Consider the following 14,968-nt stretch of genomic DNA (forward strand, 5'->3'; position numbering starts at 1 on the left):
GCCGGGGCGGCGCCGCGCGCGGACCGCCGTCCGGGTCAGGGACGCCCCGAGTCCTCACGGCTGAACTGCGCCCCCAGGGCCTCGAGCTTCTCGGCGAACCGCTCGTAGCCGCGGTCGATGAGGCTGATGCCCCGCACCGCCGACGTCCCCTTGGCCGCGAGCGCCGCGATCAGGTGGCTGAACCCGCCCCGCAGGTCGGGCACCTCGATCTCGGCGGCCGACAGGGGCGTGGGACCCGAGATGACGGCGGAGTGGTAGAAGTTGCGCTGGCCGAAGCGGCACGGCCGCCCGCCCAGGCACTCCTTGTAGACCTGGATGGTGGCGCCCATGCCGACGAGCGCGTCGACGAACCCGAACCGGTTCTCGTAGACCGTCTCGTGGACGATCGACAGACCGGATGCCTGCGTGAGGGCGACCACGAGCGGCTGCTGCCAGTCCGTCATGAACCCGGGGTGGACGTCGGTCTCGAGCTGCAGCGACCTGAGGTCGCCACCCGGGTGGAAGAACCGGATGCCGTCGTCGTCGATCGCGAACTCACCGCCGACCTTGCGGAACGTGTTGAGGAACGTCGTCATCTCAGGCTGGGTGGCCCCACGCACGTAGACGTCACCGCCGGTCGCGAGCGCAGCCGACGCCCAGGACGCGGCCTCGATGCGGTCGGCCAGCGCCGTGTGCTGGAATCCCACGAGCCGGTCGACGCCCTCGATCCGGATGACCCGGTCGGTGTCGACCGAGATGATCGCGCCCATCTTCTGCAGCACGTTGATGAGGTCCATGATCTCGGGCTCGATCGCCGCGTTCGCCAGCTCGGTGATGCCCTCGGCGCGCACGGCCGTCAGCAGCAGCTGCTCGGTCGCCCCCACGCTGGGGTACGGCAGAGCGATCTTGGTGCCCTGCAGACGGTACGGCGCGCGGATCCGGATGCCGTTGTCGGTCTTGTCCACCACGGCACCGAACTGGCGCAGGATGTCGAGGTGGAAGTTGATCGGGCGGTCACCGATGCGGCACCCCCCGAGGTCGGGGATGAACGCCTCACCCAGCCGGTGCAGCAGCGGGCCGCAGAAGAGGATCGGGATGCGACTCGACCCCGCGTGCGCGTCGATGTCGGCCACGTGGGCGGACTCGACGTCCGTCGGGTCGAGGCTGATGGTGCCGGCCGCGTCGTCGATCTCGACCTTGACGCCGTGCAGGCGCAGCAGGCCGGACACGACGGCGACGTCACGGATCTGCGGCACGTTGCGCAGCTCGCTCGGTGTCTCACCGAGGAGTGCGGCGACCATCGCCTTCGAGACGAAGTTCTTGGCCCCTCGGACGGTGATGTCGCCCCTCAGCGGGTTGCCACCGTCGACGTACAGCAGGTCACTCATGACCACATCGTCTCCCACGCAACGGCCCGCGCGCTCCATCTGCGGCCCTGGATCGGCTGTCCTCGCAGAACCCTCACAACCAGCGAGGGCGGACGTGCGGTCGCACCGCACGCCCACCCCCGCGACGCCCCAGGTCCGGGGCGTCGTTCAGCTCAGGCCCCGCGCGTCGGACCGAGGTCGACCGTCACGACCGGGCGCGCCGGGCGGACGGCCACCGGCGGCAGGTGCTTGGCCGGCAAGGTCGCCGGGCGCCAGGACTCCCGGTGCTGCTCGAACTCCGTGATCTCGTCGGCGTGCTGCAGGGTCAGGCCGATGTCGTCGAGGCCCTCCATGAGGCGCCAGCGCGTGTAGTCGTCGACCTGGAACGGCACGACGACGTCCTCGCACGTCACGGTGCGGGACGCGAGGTCCACCGTCACCTCGGTGCCGGGGCTGGTCTCGAGGATCTTCCACAGCAGCTCGACGTCCTCCTGCGCGACCTGCGCCGCGAGGAGCCCCTGCTTGCCGGAGTTGCCCCGGAAGATGTCCGCGAACCGTGCCGAGATCACGACCCGGAAGCCGTAGTCCTTCAGCGCCCACACGGCGTGCTCGCGCGACGAGCCCGTGCCGAAGTCGGGCCCGGCCACGAGGACCGAGCCGGACCGGTAGGCGTCCTGGTTGAGCAGGAAGGCGGGGTCGCCCCGCCAGGCCGCGAACAGGGCGTCCTCGAACCCCGTGCGCGTGACCCGCTTGAGGTACACGGCGGGGATGATCTGGTCGGTGTCGACGTTGCTGCGACGCAGCGGGACGCCGACCCCGGTGTGCTGGGTGAACTTCTCCATGATGTTCCTACCTGTGTCTCGGGGGGCGTCAGACGGTCTGCAGCGCGTCGTCGGGCGTGAGCGGGCTGCCGTCGGGCACTGCCACGTCGGCGCCGAGGTCGGCGACGGACGACAGCGTGCCGCGGATGGCCGTGGCCGCCGCGACGAGCGGCGAGACGAGGTGGGTGCGCCCACCCTTGCCCTGCCGCCCCTCGAAGTTGCGGTTCGACGTCGAGGCGGACCGCTCCTGCGGCGCGAGCTGGTCCGGGTTCATGCCCAGGCACATCGAGCAACCGGCGTTGCGCCACTCGGCACCGAAGTCGAGGAAGATCTGGTCGAGCCCCTCGGCCTCGGCCTGCAGCCGCACACGGGCCGACGCGGGGACCACGAGCACGCGCACGTCGTCGGCCTTCTTGCGGTCCTTGACGAGCTTGGCGACGGCCCGCAGGTCCTCGATGCGCCCGTTGGTGCAGGAGCCGATGAAGACCGTGTCGACCTTGATGTCGCGCAGCGGCTGCCCGGGGACCAGACCCATGTACTCGATCGCCCGCTCGGCGGCGACACGCTCGTTGGCGTCGGCGATCTCCTCCGGAACGGGGACGTTGCCGGAGAGCGGCAGGCCCTGGCCGGGGTTGGTGCCCCACGTCACGAACGGCTCGAGGTCGGCCGCCTCGAGCACGACCTCGGCGTCGAAGACGGCGTCGTCGTCGGTGCGCAGCGTGCGCCAGTACTCGACGGCAGCGTCCCAGTCGGCACCCTCGGGAGCGTGCGGGCGTCCCTTGAGGTACTCGAACGTCGTCTCGTCCGGCGCGATCATCCCCGCGCGTGCCCCGGCCTCGATCGACATGTTGCAGATCGTCATCCGCCCCTCCATCGAGAGGTTGCGGATGGCCTCGCCGCGGTACTCCAGGACGTAGCCCTGGCCGCCGCCGGTGCCGATCTTGGCGATGATCGCCAGGATGATGTCCTTCGCGCTCGCGCCGATCGGGAGCGCGCCGTTGACGGTGATGGCCATCGTCTTGAACGGCGCCAGGGGCAGGGTCTGCGTCGCCAGGACGTGCTCGACCTCGCTCGTGCCGATGCCGAACGCGAGGGCGCCGAACGCACCGTGCGTCGAGGTGTGGGAGTCGCCGCAGACGACGGTCAGCCCGGGCTGCGTGAGGCCCAGCTGCGGCCCGACCTGGTGCACGATCCCCTGGTCGGCGTCGCCCAGGGAGTGGAGCCGCACGCCGAACTCGGCCGCGTTGTTGCGCAGGGTCTGGATCTGCGTCCGGCTCGTCAGGTCGGCGATCGGCAGGTCGATGTCGAGCGTCGGGGTGTTGTGGTCCTCGGTGGCGAGGGTGAGGTCGGGACGACGTACCGGCCGACCGGCGAGGCGTAGCCCTTCGAAGGCCTGCGGGCTCGTGACCTCGTGCACCAGGTGCAGGTCGATGTACAGCAGGTCGGGCGCACCGTCCGTGCCACGGCGCACGACGTGCGCCTCCCAGACCTTCTCCGCCAGCGTGCCGGCCATGTTCGTCGTTCCTCTCGTCCGGGCGGGGGCCTCCCGGGTCACCGAGTCGATGACCATCCGCCGAGCGACATGTGTCCCCCGGCTTGCATCTCAGCCTTCGAGACGCCAATATCGACCTATGGACAACTCTAGCGGAGTCGGCGTCCTGGACAAGGCCGCGTCGGTGCTGAGCGCCCTGGAGGCCGGACCCGCGACACTCGCACAGCTCGTCGCCGCCACCCATCTTGCACGCCCGACGGCCCATCGACTCGCAGTTGCACTCGAGCACCACCGCCTCGTGGCGCGCGACCTGCAGGGCAGGTTCGTGCTCGGGCCCCGCCTGTCGGAGCTCGCGACCGCTGCCGGCGAGGACCGGTTGCTGGCCGCCGCCGGCCCCGTCCTGGCGCTGCTGCGCGACCACACCGGGGAGAGCGCACAGCTCTACCGCCGCCAGGGCGACCAGCGGATCTGCGTCGCCGCCGCCGAGCGACCCATCGGGCTGCGCGACTCGATCCCCGTGGGCGCCACGCTCACGATGCAGGCCGGGTCCGCCGCCCAGGTGCTGCTGGCCTGGGAGGAGCCCGACCGGCTGCACCGCGGGCTGCAGGGTGCCAAGTTCACCGCGACGATCCTCTCGGGCGTCCGGCGCCGCGGCTGGGCGCAGTCGGTCTCGGAGCGCGAGGTCGGCGTCGCGTCGGTGTCGGCGCCCGTCCGCGGACCGTCCGGGCGCGTTGTCGCCGCCGTGTCGGTCTCCGGACCGCTCGAGCGCCTCTCGCGGCAGCCGGGCCGCCTGCACGCCGCGGCCGTGGTCTCGGCAGCGAACCGCCTCACCGAGGTCCTGCGGCGCACCGCGGACTGAGCACTCCCGCTCGTCGGGCCCGAGGGCCGGTGCACCGCACCGGCCCTCGGGCCTGACGGCTCCGCCGTCCGGGAACGACGACAAAGGCCCGGTCACCTGTGGTGACCGGGCCTTGACCGTACCCCCGACCGGATTCGAACCGGCGCTACCGCCGTGAGAGGGCGGCGTGCTAGGCCGCTACACAACGGGGGCCTTGCGCACGACCCGTGGGCCATGTGCCGAGTGGATACTGTACCCGACGTCCGTCGTGAGCCGAAACTCGCGACCTCCGCGGGCCCGCCGCAAGGGCGGACGCGTCCGTGCTGGTCGAACGGGCTGACGCCCTGTCGAACAACGCTGGGGTACCAGGACTCGAACCTAGACTAACTGAACCAGAATCAGTCGTGCTGCCAATTACACCATACCCCACGGGCTGTGACTGGACTCGGAGGTCCACACACAGCACCATCGACACGCGCCTCGTGGACCCGTACCGGCGGTGAACATTACCTGAGCGACGGGGGTGGGTCCAACCAGCACCAGGTGGCACACCTCACTGCAGCGCTCCCCTGAGCCGGAGCACGAGTCGGGACACCAGTCAGGGCACCGGGATCTGCGGGATCTCCGTCACGTCGTACCAGAGCAGGTCGCGCTCCTCGAGCCGGTCCAGCGCCGCCTCGTCCCCGGCCGCCGCCGCCGCGACGTCGTCGGCCGCCGCCGGCTCGTCGACGTGGACGCTCACCATCTGGCTCAGGTCCACCCCGCAGACGAGCTCGACCGCCGACGGCACCGGCGGGTCGTCGAGCGCCTGGACGCACCCCTCGGGCACGTCCGCCGCGACCACCACCCGGAGCGGAGGCGCGCCCGGCGCGCCCGCGAGCAGGATGAGGGAGCCGTCGGCGGCACCCGCCTGGGCGGCGTACTCCCAGCCCTCGTCGTCCTCGTCCGGCCACAGCTCGCGCAACGCCGGCGTGACGCCGTGGGCGATCCGTGGTGCCAACAGGACGGGTGACTCGCGCTGGAGCTCGGAGAGGATCGCAGGCAGGTAGACGCGCACGGGTCCAGTGTGCGCCGTCCGCCGTTCAGCCCACCGGTACGCGCCCTCCCGGCGCGTCGGTCCGGACCATCGCCGCGACCTCCGCCGCGAGCGCCGCGAGGCTGCGCCGCGCAGGCGACCCGGGCGCCACCTCGCGCAGCGCCCGCCCCTCCAGCATCGCGGTGTCGACGGCGGACCGGTCCTCCGGCACCAGAACGACGTCCTCCACCCCCGCGTACCGCGCGAGGGCGGCAGCGACGGCCTCGCCCGGGCGTGCCCCGGCGACGGTGGGGCGCACCCGGTTGACGACCACACGCCGCGACAGCGCGAGCCCGCGCTCGGCGGCCTCGGCGAGCGCCCGCACGAGGCGCTGCACCCCCACCGGGTCGGCGGCCCCCACCACGACGACGAGGTCCGCCTGCTCCAGCGCTGTCGACGTCGCAGCGTTGCGCGCGGGGGCACGCGTGTCGTAGCTCAGCATCTCGTCCTGCTCGAGACAGAAGCCCGTGTCGACCACCGTCACGTCCGCCAGTGCACGCGCCTGGGAGAGCACCAGCTCGAGCGAGCTCGCGGGCAGCTCCGGCCAGCGGTCAGCGCGTGAGATGCCCGACAGCAGCCGCAGGCCGGGCAGCACGACGGGGGCGAGGCGTGCGAGCGTCGCGAGGTCGAGCGAGCCCTGGCCGGCCGCCCGTGCAGCGGCCGCGACACCGGGCGCCTCGTCGAGCACCCCGAGGACCTGCGCCACCACCCCGCCGTAGGTGTCCGCGTCGACCAGGAGCGTCGAACGGTCGAGTGCCGCCAGCTCGGCTGCGAGGTTGACCGCGACGAACGTCCGCCCCGGCGCCCCGGTGGGACCCCAGACGGCGACGGTCGCGCCGCGCCTCGTCGGCGCGACCGGCTCCGGGGCCGTGACCGGAGCCATCGGACCGGCGCCGAGCACGGACAGCGCCTCGCGGACCACGTCCGGAACGGCACCGTCGACGTCGACGTCGACCACCAGGTCCGCTCCGTGGGCCGTCAGACGCTCTGCGAGCCACGGACGGCTCGGGTCGCCGAGCCCCACGACCCGTACCCCGCACCGGTGCAGGACCGCGACCGCCTCACGGTCGAGGCGATCGAGGTCCCCCGACACGACCGCCAGGCCGCCCAGACCAGCCTCCGCCGCCGCGAGCAGCTCGGTCAGGTCGGCGCAGCGCCGCGTGACGGACAGCCGCCCACCGGACCCCTCCACCGCCTGCACGATCGCCGACTCGGCCGCCCCGTGGACGGCGCAGAGCACCCCGACACCCATCTCAGGCTCCCGGCACCGGAACGACGTCCACGGTGCCCTCGCCCGCCAGCGCGCCCAGCACGGTCGGCAGGTCGTCGACCGGGACGAGCACGTGGACCGTGCGAGCTCCCCCGCTCGCGAAGGCACCGTCAGGGCTGCTGAGCTCGGCGACGGTGAGTGCCGCGGCGAGCTCCCGCGGGGCGGCGTCGGCGGCGCGCTCCGCGGCGAGCGCGTCCTGACGTCCGCCGGGCGTGAACCACAGGTCGACGCGGGACCCGGCGACCAACCCGCTCGGGGCCGGCCCCGACAGCGCGACGGGCACGGCCCGGACGTCGAGATCCGTCGCGGCTCCCACGGCCGCCGCCGGGACCAGCTCTCCGGCGCCGACGGTGCGCAGCAGCACGGCACCCGCAGGCAACTGCTCGTCGGCGCGCAGGTAGCCGTCGGCACGGTCGCCGAGACGCACGTCCGCGACCACGAGCGCGGCGGAGGTCACACCGACACCCGGGACCAGCACGTCACGCGCCACGTACACGGGGACGGTGCGCTGCGCGGTCGTCACGGCCCAGCTCCCGAGCGCGACGGAGGCGGCGATCAGGGCGAGACCGACGAGCAGCCGGGGATCCCGCCAGCCGGGGCGGCGCAGGCGCACGGCCGTCGGTGCGGGAAGGTCGAGCACGGTGGTGTCCACGGGAGGCTCCTGGTCAGCGGGTCAGCGGGCGGCAGCAGGGTCAGCGGGCGGCGGCGGGCCCGGATGTCCGGCCGGGTCGCGTTCGCCGGACCGCGCGGCGCCCGGTGCGGCACGAGTCTGGCGTGCCACCGGCCGCGGGCGACAGCACCGGTCGACAGCCTGTGGACAACGGTCCCGGACGGCCCTGCCGTGCGAGACTTCGACCATGGCACCGAGGTTCCTGACGCTCACCGACGTGTCCGAGATCCTCAACATCTCGGCTCCCCAGGCGTACGCGCTCGTCCGTTCCGGCGAGCTGCCGGCGATCCAGATCGGCGGCCGGATGCAGTGGCGCGTCGAGTCCGCCGAGCTGGAGCGCTACATCGAGCGGATGTACGAAGAGACACGGGCGCGCAACTCGCACGGCGCCACCTCGGAGGGCTCGGTCTGACACTGCCGGGCGCACGTCCGCCCGGACCCGCTCGACGTTCCCGACCGCCCACGCCGAGGCGTTGCGCGACCGCCCCGCTCATCGCGACACCACCGAGAGCAGGGCGTCGAACGGCACGCTGAGGCTGCGACCCGCCGGCATCTCCAGCGTCAGGTCGAGGTGGTCCGCACCGACCCGGTCGATCCGCCCGGCGTGAACCCCGACGTCGGTGCGCACGGTGACGAGGACGCGATCCCGCGCCAGGCCTCGCAGGACGTGCCCCAGACCCAGTGCCGACTCGACGCGGCCGGCAGGAGGCTCGACCCGAGCACCCAGGCCCTCGACCGTGCGGACGGCGCGCGTCGGGACGACCGCCCGTCGGCCCGCCCCCAGATCCAGCAGGACGCACTGCGCGCCCGCCTCCGCGACGACACCCTCGAACGGCTCGCCCCCGGCCGTGACGACGCGCAACCGTGTCCCCGTCGTCGCGCGCAGCCGGTCGGCGAGGGTCACCCTGCCGCGCTCGGCACGCGTCAGCTCCGCGACGTCCCACCGCGCCTGGTCCGCGCGGCCCGCCGCCAGCTGCGCCTCGAGATCCGCGAACAGCTGGCCCCACCGCGGTGCAGGGCCCTCAGGGTGCGCGCCCGTGCCGTCGCCACTCACAGACCGGACCCTACTGGACATACCCGACACACTCGACTACACCTATGGTCATCGTCCTTCACCAAACGACATCAAACTGCATCATGAAGGGGCATCATGATCGACCGGTCGACCCACCCACCCGCTCGCTCGCCGCGTCCTGCGGCCACCGCCGGCGGGCTCGTGCTCGCCGGCACGACCGCCCTCGTCGTCGCGGCCGTCCTCGGCCTGTGGGTCGTCGACCACCTGACCGCCACGGCGCTGTGGCGCGTGGAGACCGTCGTCGCGCCTGCCGTCGTCGCCGTGGGCGCCGTGGCCGGGGCGTGGGTGGGGGTCTCGGCGCTGGTGGCCGGGACCTGCGCAGCAGTCAGGGCCGCAGGAGGTGCCTGGCGCGCGGGAGAGGTCGCCGTGCAGCGGTGGGCTCCCGGACTCGTGCGCCGAGCCCTGGCGGTCGCCGTCGCGGCCGGTGTCGGCATCACCGGGGCAGCCGGTGCGCACGCCACGGTCGAGGGGGCTCCCGCGGCCGGCTCCGTCACGGTGGACCTCGGCTGGTCCCCCACGACGGGGGACGTCGGCACCGCGACGTGGCTGCAGGACGCTGCCAGCACCTCCGCGCCCGACCCGACGCCGGCACCGACAGCCCTGCCCGAGCTCCCCGGGGTGGCTCCGCAGGCTCCCGCCGACGTCGTGAGCGACACCCCGCCGGCGGTCACCCCCACGACCACGCCCGACGCCGGTGGAGCGCAGAGCGCGCCCGACGCCGGTGCGGCACAGGGCGCGAACGACACCACCAGCGAGCCGTCCGGCGTGCGGACCGCCCCGGTCGCCCTGCCCGTCGCCACGCCCCTGCCCCCCGCAGCGCACGCCGCGCCGCCCGCACCTGCCGCCCCCACCGCCGGCACCGTCGAGGTGCGACCCGGTGACACCCTCTGGGGTCTGGCAGCGAAGTCCCTCGGTCCGGACGCGTCCGACGCGGCCATCGCCGCCGAGTGGCCCCGCTGGTACGTCGCGAACGCGTCGACGATCGGGCCCGACCCCGACGTGCTGCGCCCCGGTCAGGTGCTGGTCGTGCCCGTCGCGACCGACGGGGGCACCCGATGACCACCCGCCCGCACGACGACGTCGCCGCCTCCGCCCTCGAGGACGCCGTCGCCCTCCTGGACGCCGCAGCACCGCAGCCCTCTGCGGGGAGGACGGAGCGACGCCTGGCGTCCGTCGCCACACCGACCGCGCTCGTCACGGACGAGGCCGTCGGGCGGCGGCCCGAGCACCGCGCACGGTTGCGGCTGGTCCGGGCGCTGCCGACCGCTCCGCCGGCGGCAGCCCCGGGACCGGGCGCGCCCCCGCTCCTGCGCGAACGCGTCCGTGACCTGGAGGCGAGAGCCCGGCTACGCGTGCCGGAGTCCGAGGACGATCGCGGGGCCGCGCCCAGCACCGACGCCGGGCGGTTCGCGCACGGCGTCGGGCTCGCCTGCGTCGAGGTCGTGCTCGGGCGCCGCCCCTCCCCTCAGCTCGCGCGATGGGTGGCACCCGACGTCCTGGAGTCGCTCCAGGAGAGCGCCGACCTGATCCGGCGGGCCGGGGTCCTCACCCACTCACGGCGCCCCGCCGCGCGGCGCGTCCGGGTGTGCCCGATCGACCACCACACCGCGGAGGCGTGCCTCGTCGTGGACGACGGCGTCCGCGTCCGGGCCGTCGCGCTCAGGATCCAGGCGCACCGCGGCGCGTGGCGTGTCACCCGGCTGGAGATCGGCTGACGCACACAGAACCCGGCGACGCACGTGCAGGAGGTGGTGTCCCGGTCCGTCGCGGATCGCGGCGGACCGGTGACACCACCTCGCGGAGCTCAGCGCTTGCGCTGCTTGGCCTGCTTGCGCCGGTCGGCACGGTTCGTGCTGCCGGACGCGCCCGCGGCCGAGCGTGCCGGCGCGCTGCCGCCCTCGGCCTGGGTGACCACGGCACCGTCACCGTCGGCCGACGGCGCCGAGTACTGCAGAGGCGTCCGCTGGGTGGGCCCGTCGAGACCCTTCCCCACGAGCACGCCGGGCGCGCCCTCCCCCTGGTCGGAGCGGGAGTCCGCCGCTGCGGCACCGGCCGAGCCGGCCGCGGCAGCAGCGGAGTCCGCGCTGACCACGGGGGCGTCCGTCGGCTGCGCGACCTGCACCTCGAGGTTGAAGAGGTACTGGACCGACTCCTCCTTGATGGCGTCGGTCATCGCGGTGAAGAGCTGGAAGCCCTCGCGCTGGTACTCGATCAGGGGATCACGCTGCGCCATGGCGCGCAGCCCGATGCCCTCCTTGAGGTAGTCCATCTCGTACAGGTGCTCGCGCCACTTGCGGTCGAGCACGGACAGGACGACACGCCGCTCGAGCTGGCGCATGTTCTCCTCGCCGAGCTTCTCCTCGCGCTCGGCGTAGGCGTGCTCGGCGTCGGAGAGCACCTCCCGCGTGATGAGCTCGGCCGACAGCCGCGTCGGACCGCCCGCCTCCTCGACGACCTCCTCCGGCGTGATGGAGATCGGGTACACCCCGCGCAGGGCCGTCCACAGCGCCTCGAGGTCCCAGTCCTCGGGTCGCCCCTCGGCCGTCGCGTGCTCCACGTACTCCGTGAGCACGTCGGAGCGGAAGTGCGTGACCTGGTCCTGGAGGTCCTCGCCGTGCAGCACCCGGCGACGCTGCTCGTAGATGACCTCACGCTGACGGGACATCACGTCGTCGTACTTGAGCACGTTCTTGCGGATCTCGAAGTTGCGGGCCTCGACCTGCGACTGCGCCGACTGGATGCCCCGGGTCACGATCTTCGACTCCAGCGGCATGTCCTCCGGGAACCCGGCGCGGGTCATCATCGACTCCGCCAGGCCGGAGTTGAACAGCCGCATGAGGTCGTCCTGCATCGACAGGTAGAACCGGGACTCGCCCGGGTCGCCCTGGCGGCCGGAGCGGCCGCGGAGCTGGTTGTCGATGCGGCGCGACTCGTGGCGCTCGGTGCCCAGCACGTACAGGCCCCCGAGCTCGGTGACCTCGTCGTGCTCGGCCGCGACGGCGAGCTTGGCCTTCTCCAGGACCTCGGGCCACGCGGCCTCGTACTCCTCGGCGTTCTCCGCCGGGTCCAGGCCCCGCTCGGTCATCTCCGAGACGGCCATGAACTCCGCGTTGCCACCGAGCATGATGTCGGTGCCACGGCCCGCCATGTTGGTGGCCACCGTCACCGCGCCCTTGCGGCCCGCCTGGGCCACGATCGACGCCTCACGTGCGTGCTGCTTGGCGTTCAGCACCTCGTGCGGGACGCCCTGCTTCTTGAGCTTGGACGACAGCAGCTCCGACTTCTCGACGCTGGTCGTGCCGACGAGGACGGGCTGACCCTTGGCGTGCCGCTCCACGATGTCGGCGACGACGGCGTCGAACTTGCCCTCCTCCGACTTGTACACCAGGTCCTTGCCGTCGATGCGCTGCATCGGCCGGTTGGTGGGGATCGGGACGACGCCGAGCTTGTAGGTGCCCTGGAACTCCGCGGCCTCGGTCTCGGCGGTGCCGGTCATGCCGGCGAGCTTGTCGTAGAGGCGGAAGTAGTTCTGGAGCGTGATCGTGGCGAGGGTCTGGTTCTCGGCCTTGATGGCCACGCCCTCCTTCGCCTCGATCGCCTGGTGCATGCCCTCGTTGTAACGCCGTCCCGCCAGGATGCGACCGGTGTGCTCGTCGACGATGAGCACCTCGCCGTTCATCACGACGTAGTCCTTGTCGCGCTTGAACAGCTCCTTGGCCTTGATGGCGTTGTTGAGGAAGCCGATGAGCGGGGTGTTGAGCGACTCGTAGAGGTTGTCGATGCCCAGGTAGTCCTCGACGCGGGCGATGCCCGGCTCCAGCACGCCCACGGTGCGCTTCTTCTCGTCGACCTCGTAGTCGCGCTCGGGCTGCAGCCTGCGCACGACCTTCGCGAACTCGCCGTACCAGCGGTTCGCGTCGCCCGACGCCGGGCCCGAGATGATCAGCGGCGTGCGGGCCTCGTCGATGAGGATCGAGTCGACCTCGTCGACGATGGCGAAGTGGTGGCCCCGCTGCACGAGGTCCTCGACGCTCCACGCCATGTTGTCGCGCAGGTAGTCGAAGCCGAACTCGTTGTTCGTGCCGTACGTGATGTCGGCGGCGTACTGCTCGCGACGCTGGGCAGGCGTCAGCTGCGAGAGGATCGTCCCGGTCGTGAGCCCCAGGAACCGGAAGACGCGGCCCATGAGGTCGGCCTGGTACCCGGCGAGGTAGTCGTTGACGGTGACGATGTGGACGCCCTCGCCGGTCAGCGCGTTGAGGTAGGCGGGCAGGGTCGCGACCAGCGTCTTGCCCTCACCGGTCTTCATCTCCGCGATGTTGCCCAGGTGCAGCGCCGCGCCGCCCATGAGCTGGACGTCGAAGTGGCGCTGCCCCAGGGTGCGGCGGGACGCCTCGCGGACCGCGGCGAAGGCCTCGGGCAGCAGGTCGTCGAGCTTCTCACCCTCGGCGAGACGCGCCTTGAACCGGTCGGTCTCCTCGCGCAGCTCGGCGTCGGAGAGCGACGTGAAGCTGTCCTCCAGCGCGTTGACCTGGGCCGCGACGCCGGACAACTTCTTGAGAATCCGCCCCTCGCCCAGCCGGAGGACCTTCTCGAGGATCGCCGTCACGCAACTCTCCCGACGTCGTTGGCGCCCGTCCGCTCACGGCATCGGGGCGTGCGTGTCGCCCGACCGCTCGGCCGGGCCCGACCATCGTAGGCGAGGCGAAGGACCTACGGCGTCGCCGTTCGACCTGCGGCGGTGGCGACCTCGCGCCCGAGCGGGCCCGCGAGACCTCCGGCCGCGTCCCGGTCGACGTGGACGTCGGACAGGCCGAGCCACCCCGCCAGGGCCCACAGCTCGGTGGCGAGCTCGTGCGCGACTTCGGCGTCCCCCGGTGCGCCTGTGGCCGGGTCACCCGCCGGACCGGGCGTGCGGTGCACCGCCGGGACCCGCAGCACGCCCGCGCGGCGGTCGGCCTTGAGGTCCACGAGGGCGACCATCCGCTCGCCGAGCAGGAACGGCAGGACGTAGTAACCCCAGACCCGCGACGCCGCCGGCACGTAGATCTCGATGCGGTACCGCAGGTCGAACAGGCTCTCCGTGCGGGTCCGCTCCCACACCACCGGGTCGAACGGGCTGAGCAGCGCCCGGCCCTGCGCCCGTCGCGGCACGCGGGCGTCGCGGTGCCGGTAGAGCGGGCCGCGCCACCCCTCGACCTCGACCGGCCGGAGCACACCCTGCGTGACGAGCTCCTCCACGACCTCACGCGTCGGCTCCACCGCCGTGCGCCAGTGGTCGGCCAGGCACCGCACGCTCGCGACGCCGTGGGCACGCGCGGCGATCTCGACCAGTCGGCGCCTGGCGGTCCGCTCGTCGAGCTGCGGCGCCGCGAGCACCTCGGGTGGCAGGACGCGCTCCGGGAGGTCGAAGCGGCGCTCGAACTGGGCGTTGCGGCCCGCCGTCGTGAGCTCTCCGACGAGGAACAGGTACTCGAGGGCGCGCTTGGCGTCGGTCGAGGACCACCCCCACGCCTCCGAGCGCCGCCCGCCGCCACCGAGGAGCTCCTGCGCCTCGCGCGCGGTGACCGGTCCCCTCTCCTCGACGATGCCGCGGACCGCGGCGACCTCCGGGGAGCGCCCCACCGGGACCCCGTTGAGCTCGTCCCCGCGCCGCTCCACCCGCGCCCGGTAGCCCGCGTGCTTGAACGCGAGGGCACGGAACGTCGACGGCGGCACGAGCGACGCCTCGTGGGCCCAGGTCTCGACCAGTCGGCGTGGCGGTCGGGCGGTCGCGCGGTCCAGCGTCGTGACGTCCCAAGCACCCACACGCGAGTAGACCGGCATGAGGTGGGCGCGCGCCAGGACGTTGACCGAGTCCACCTGCAGGAGGCCCAGCCGGTCCACGACCTGCTGCAGCTCGCGGGTGCCGCCGGGCGCCTGCCGGGTGCTGCGAGGCCGGTCGAGACCCGACGCCCGCAGGACGGTACGGCGTGCCTGCGAGCGCGTCAGCCTCTCCGGGCGGATGTCGAGCATCCCCCGATACTGCCCGCACCCTCTGACATCGCCGCACACCCGACCGCCGTCGGCGGAATCGGAGCGATAGTTTCGACCGCGAGGGCCGCTGACCGGACGGCGCGCCGTCCGCCCACGTGCCGAGACGGGCCCCCTCCACTGCTCGTCGCGACCCTCTGCGCGTCCCTGCAGGACACCGGGCCGCTCCCGCGCGGTCCGAATCTTTTCAGCGCGCGGGCGCGGTCTCGAAAGTTTTCCGAAAGGTTCCCGCAGCACTTGACGCACCCGTGCCGCGCGGCGAACGTCGTGTCTCGCGACCGCTGGACGCTCGGCACGCCGGCGGTCACGACCAGCTCCCGGTGCCGGACGGACCGCGCCGTCCGGCAC

13 protein-coding genes and 2 tRNA genes are annotated in these 14,968 nt (G+C 73.1%); 4 read left to right on the top strand and 11 right to left on the bottom strand.

What is annotated here, in order from left to right:
- Nucleotides 1-35 precede the first annotated feature (35 nt).
- From murA to leuC, 3 genes are all read right to left on the bottom strand, one after another.
- Complete coding sequence (gene murA / locus NP048_RS11665) at nt 36-1,367, bottom strand: UDP-N-acetylglucosamine 1-carboxyvinyltransferase (protein WP_227575767.1); 1,332 nt, start codon at nt 1,365-1,367, stop codon at nt 36-38.
- 152 nt (nt 1,368-1,519) lie between these two features.
- Nucleotides 1,520-2,188, bottom strand: a complete 669-nt coding sequence (gene leuD, locus NP048_RS11670; RefSeq protein WP_227575768.1) for a 3-isopropylmalate dehydratase small subunit — start codon at nt 2,186-2,188, stop codon at nt 1,520-1,522.
- Between the two features lie 28 nt (nt 2,189-2,216).
- Nucleotides 2,217-3,680 carry a 3-isopropylmalate dehydratase large subunit gene (gene leuC / locus NP048_RS11675; RefSeq protein ID WP_227575769.1) on the bottom strand — a complete coding sequence of 488 codons (1,464 nt, stop codon included), beginning with the start codon at nt 3,678-3,680 and terminating at the stop codon, nt 2,217-2,219.
- Nucleotides 3,681-3,798: 118 nt separating this feature from the next.
- Between leuC and NP048_RS11680 the strand changes: the two genes are divergently transcribed.
- Nucleotides 3,799-4,518: an IclR family transcriptional regulator gene (locus tag NP048_RS11680; RefSeq protein WP_227575770.1), complete on the top strand. Its 720-nt coding sequence runs from the start codon at nt 3,799-3,801 to the stop codon at nt 4,516-4,518.
- A 119-nt stretch (nt 4,519-4,637) separates the two neighbouring features.
- Here the strand turns inward: NP048_RS11680 and NP048_RS11685 are convergent.
- The 5 genes from NP048_RS11685 to NP048_RS11705 all read right to left on the bottom strand — a co-directional run bounded on the left by NP048_RS11685 (nt 4,638) and on the right by NP048_RS11705 (nt 7,494).
- A tRNA-Glu gene (locus NP048_RS11685) sits at nt 4,638-4,710 on the bottom strand.
- A 144-nt stretch (nt 4,711-4,854) separates the two neighbouring features.
- A tRNA-Gln gene (locus NP048_RS11690) sits at nt 4,855-4,926 on the bottom strand.
- 169 nt (nt 4,927-5,095) lie between these two features.
- Nucleotides 5,096-5,554: a DUF6912 family protein gene (locus NP048_RS11695; protein ID WP_227575771.1), complete on the bottom strand. Its 459-nt coding sequence runs from the start codon at nt 5,552-5,554 to the stop codon at nt 5,096-5,098.
- Between the two features lie 25 nt (nt 5,555-5,579).
- Nucleotides 5,580-6,824, bottom strand: a complete 1,245-nt coding sequence (locus NP048_RS11700) for a CpaE/TadZ family protein (RefSeq protein WP_227575772.1) — start codon at nt 6,822-6,824, stop codon at nt 5,580-5,582.
- A 1-nt stretch (nt 6,825) separates the two neighbouring features.
- Nucleotides 6,826-7,494 carry a hypothetical protein gene (locus NP048_RS11705; protein WP_227575773.1) on the bottom strand — a complete coding sequence of 223 codons (669 nt, stop codon included), beginning with the start codon at nt 7,492-7,494 and terminating at the stop codon, nt 6,826-6,828.
- A 205-nt stretch (nt 7,495-7,699) separates the two neighbouring features.
- Here NP048_RS11705 and NP048_RS11710 point away from each other — a divergent pair, with 205 nt between their 5' ends.
- Nucleotides 7,700-7,924 (top strand): helix-turn-helix domain-containing protein, encoded by a 225-nt coding sequence (locus tag NP048_RS11710; protein ID WP_227575774.1) that lies wholly within the window; start codon nt 7,700-7,702, stop codon nt 7,922-7,924.
- A gap of 78 nt (nt 7,925-8,002) precedes the next feature.
- Here the strand turns inward: NP048_RS11710 and NP048_RS11715 are convergent, their stop codons facing one another.
- Nucleotides 8,003-8,566, bottom strand: a complete 564-nt coding sequence (locus NP048_RS11715) for a hypothetical protein (protein WP_227575775.1) — start codon at nt 8,564-8,566, stop codon at nt 8,003-8,005.
- Nucleotides 8,567-8,662: 96 nt separating this feature from the next.
- Here NP048_RS11715 and NP048_RS11720 point away from each other — a divergent pair, with 96 nt between their 5' ends.
- Entirely contained in the window at nt 8,663-9,646 is a 984-nt protein-coding gene (locus NP048_RS11720) for a LysM peptidoglycan-binding domain-containing protein (RefSeq protein WP_227575776.1), read from the top strand.
- Nucleotides 9,643-10,302 (top strand): Rv3235 family protein, encoded by a 660-nt coding sequence (locus NP048_RS11725; protein WP_227575777.1) that lies wholly within the window; start codon nt 9,643-9,645, stop codon nt 10,300-10,302. Before NP048_RS11720 ends, NP048_RS11725 begins: the two co-directional genes overlap by 4 nt.
- A gap of 89 nt (nt 10,303-10,391) precedes the next feature.
- On the opposite strand, the gene secA is transcribed toward NP048_RS11725, so the two are convergent.
- Together secA and NP048_RS11735 are read right to left on the bottom strand one after the other, a co-directional pair.
- Complete coding sequence (gene secA / locus NP048_RS11730) at nt 10,392-13,196, bottom strand: preprotein translocase subunit SecA (RefSeq protein ID WP_227575778.1); 2,805 nt, start codon at nt 13,194-13,196, stop codon at nt 10,392-10,394.
- Between the two features lie 104 nt (nt 13,197-13,300).
- Nucleotides 13,301-14,602 carry a winged helix-turn-helix domain-containing protein gene (locus NP048_RS11735; RefSeq protein WP_227575779.1) on the bottom strand — a complete coding sequence of 434 codons (1,302 nt, stop codon included), beginning with the start codon at nt 14,600-14,602 and terminating at the stop codon, nt 13,301-13,303.
- Nucleotides 14,603-14,968 lie beyond the last annotated feature (366 nt).

The sequence above is a fragment of the Cellulomonas xiejunii genome (genome assembly GCF_024508315.1).
GTDB classification, from domain to species: domain Bacteria; phylum Actinomycetota; class Actinomycetes; order Actinomycetales; family Cellulomonadaceae; genus Cellulomonas; species Cellulomonas xiejunii.

What these genes read in the sequence shown, in the direction of transcription:
- murA (WP_227575767.1), bottom strand. Translation starts at nt 1,367, where the DNA reads ATGAGTGACCTGCTGTACGTCGACGGTGGCAACCCGCTGAGGGGCGAC.
- leuD (WP_227575768.1), bottom strand. Translation starts at nt 2,188, where the DNA reads ATGGAGAAGTTCACCCAGCACACCGGGGTCGGCGTCCCGCTGCGTCGC.
- leuC (WP_227575769.1), bottom strand. Translation starts at nt 3,680, where the DNA reads ATGGCCGGCACGCTGGCGGAGAAGGTCTGGGAGGCGCACGTCGTGCGC.
- NP048_RS11680 (WP_227575770.1), top strand. Translation starts at nt 3,799, where the DNA reads ATGGACAACTCTAGCGGAGTCGGCGTCCTGGACAAGGCCGCGTCGGTG.
- NP048_RS11700 (WP_227575772.1), bottom strand. Translation starts at nt 6,824, where the DNA reads ATGGGTGTCGGGGTGCTCTGCGCCGTCCACGGGGCGGCCGAGTCGGCG.
- NP048_RS11710 (WP_227575774.1), top strand. Translation starts at nt 7,700, where the DNA reads ATGGCACCGAGGTTCCTGACGCTCACCGACGTGTCCGAGATCCTCAAC.
- NP048_RS11720 (WP_227575776.1), top strand. Translation starts at nt 8,663, where the DNA reads ATGATCGACCGGTCGACCCACCCACCCGCTCGCTCGCCGCGTCCTGCG.
- NP048_RS11725 (WP_227575777.1), top strand. Translation starts at nt 9,643, where the DNA reads ATGACCACCCGCCCGCACGACGACGTCGCCGCCTCCGCCCTCGAGGAC.
- NP048_RS11735 (WP_227575779.1), bottom strand. Translation starts at nt 14,602, where the DNA reads ATGCTCGACATCCGCCCGGAGAGGCTGACGCGCTCGCAGGCACGCCGT.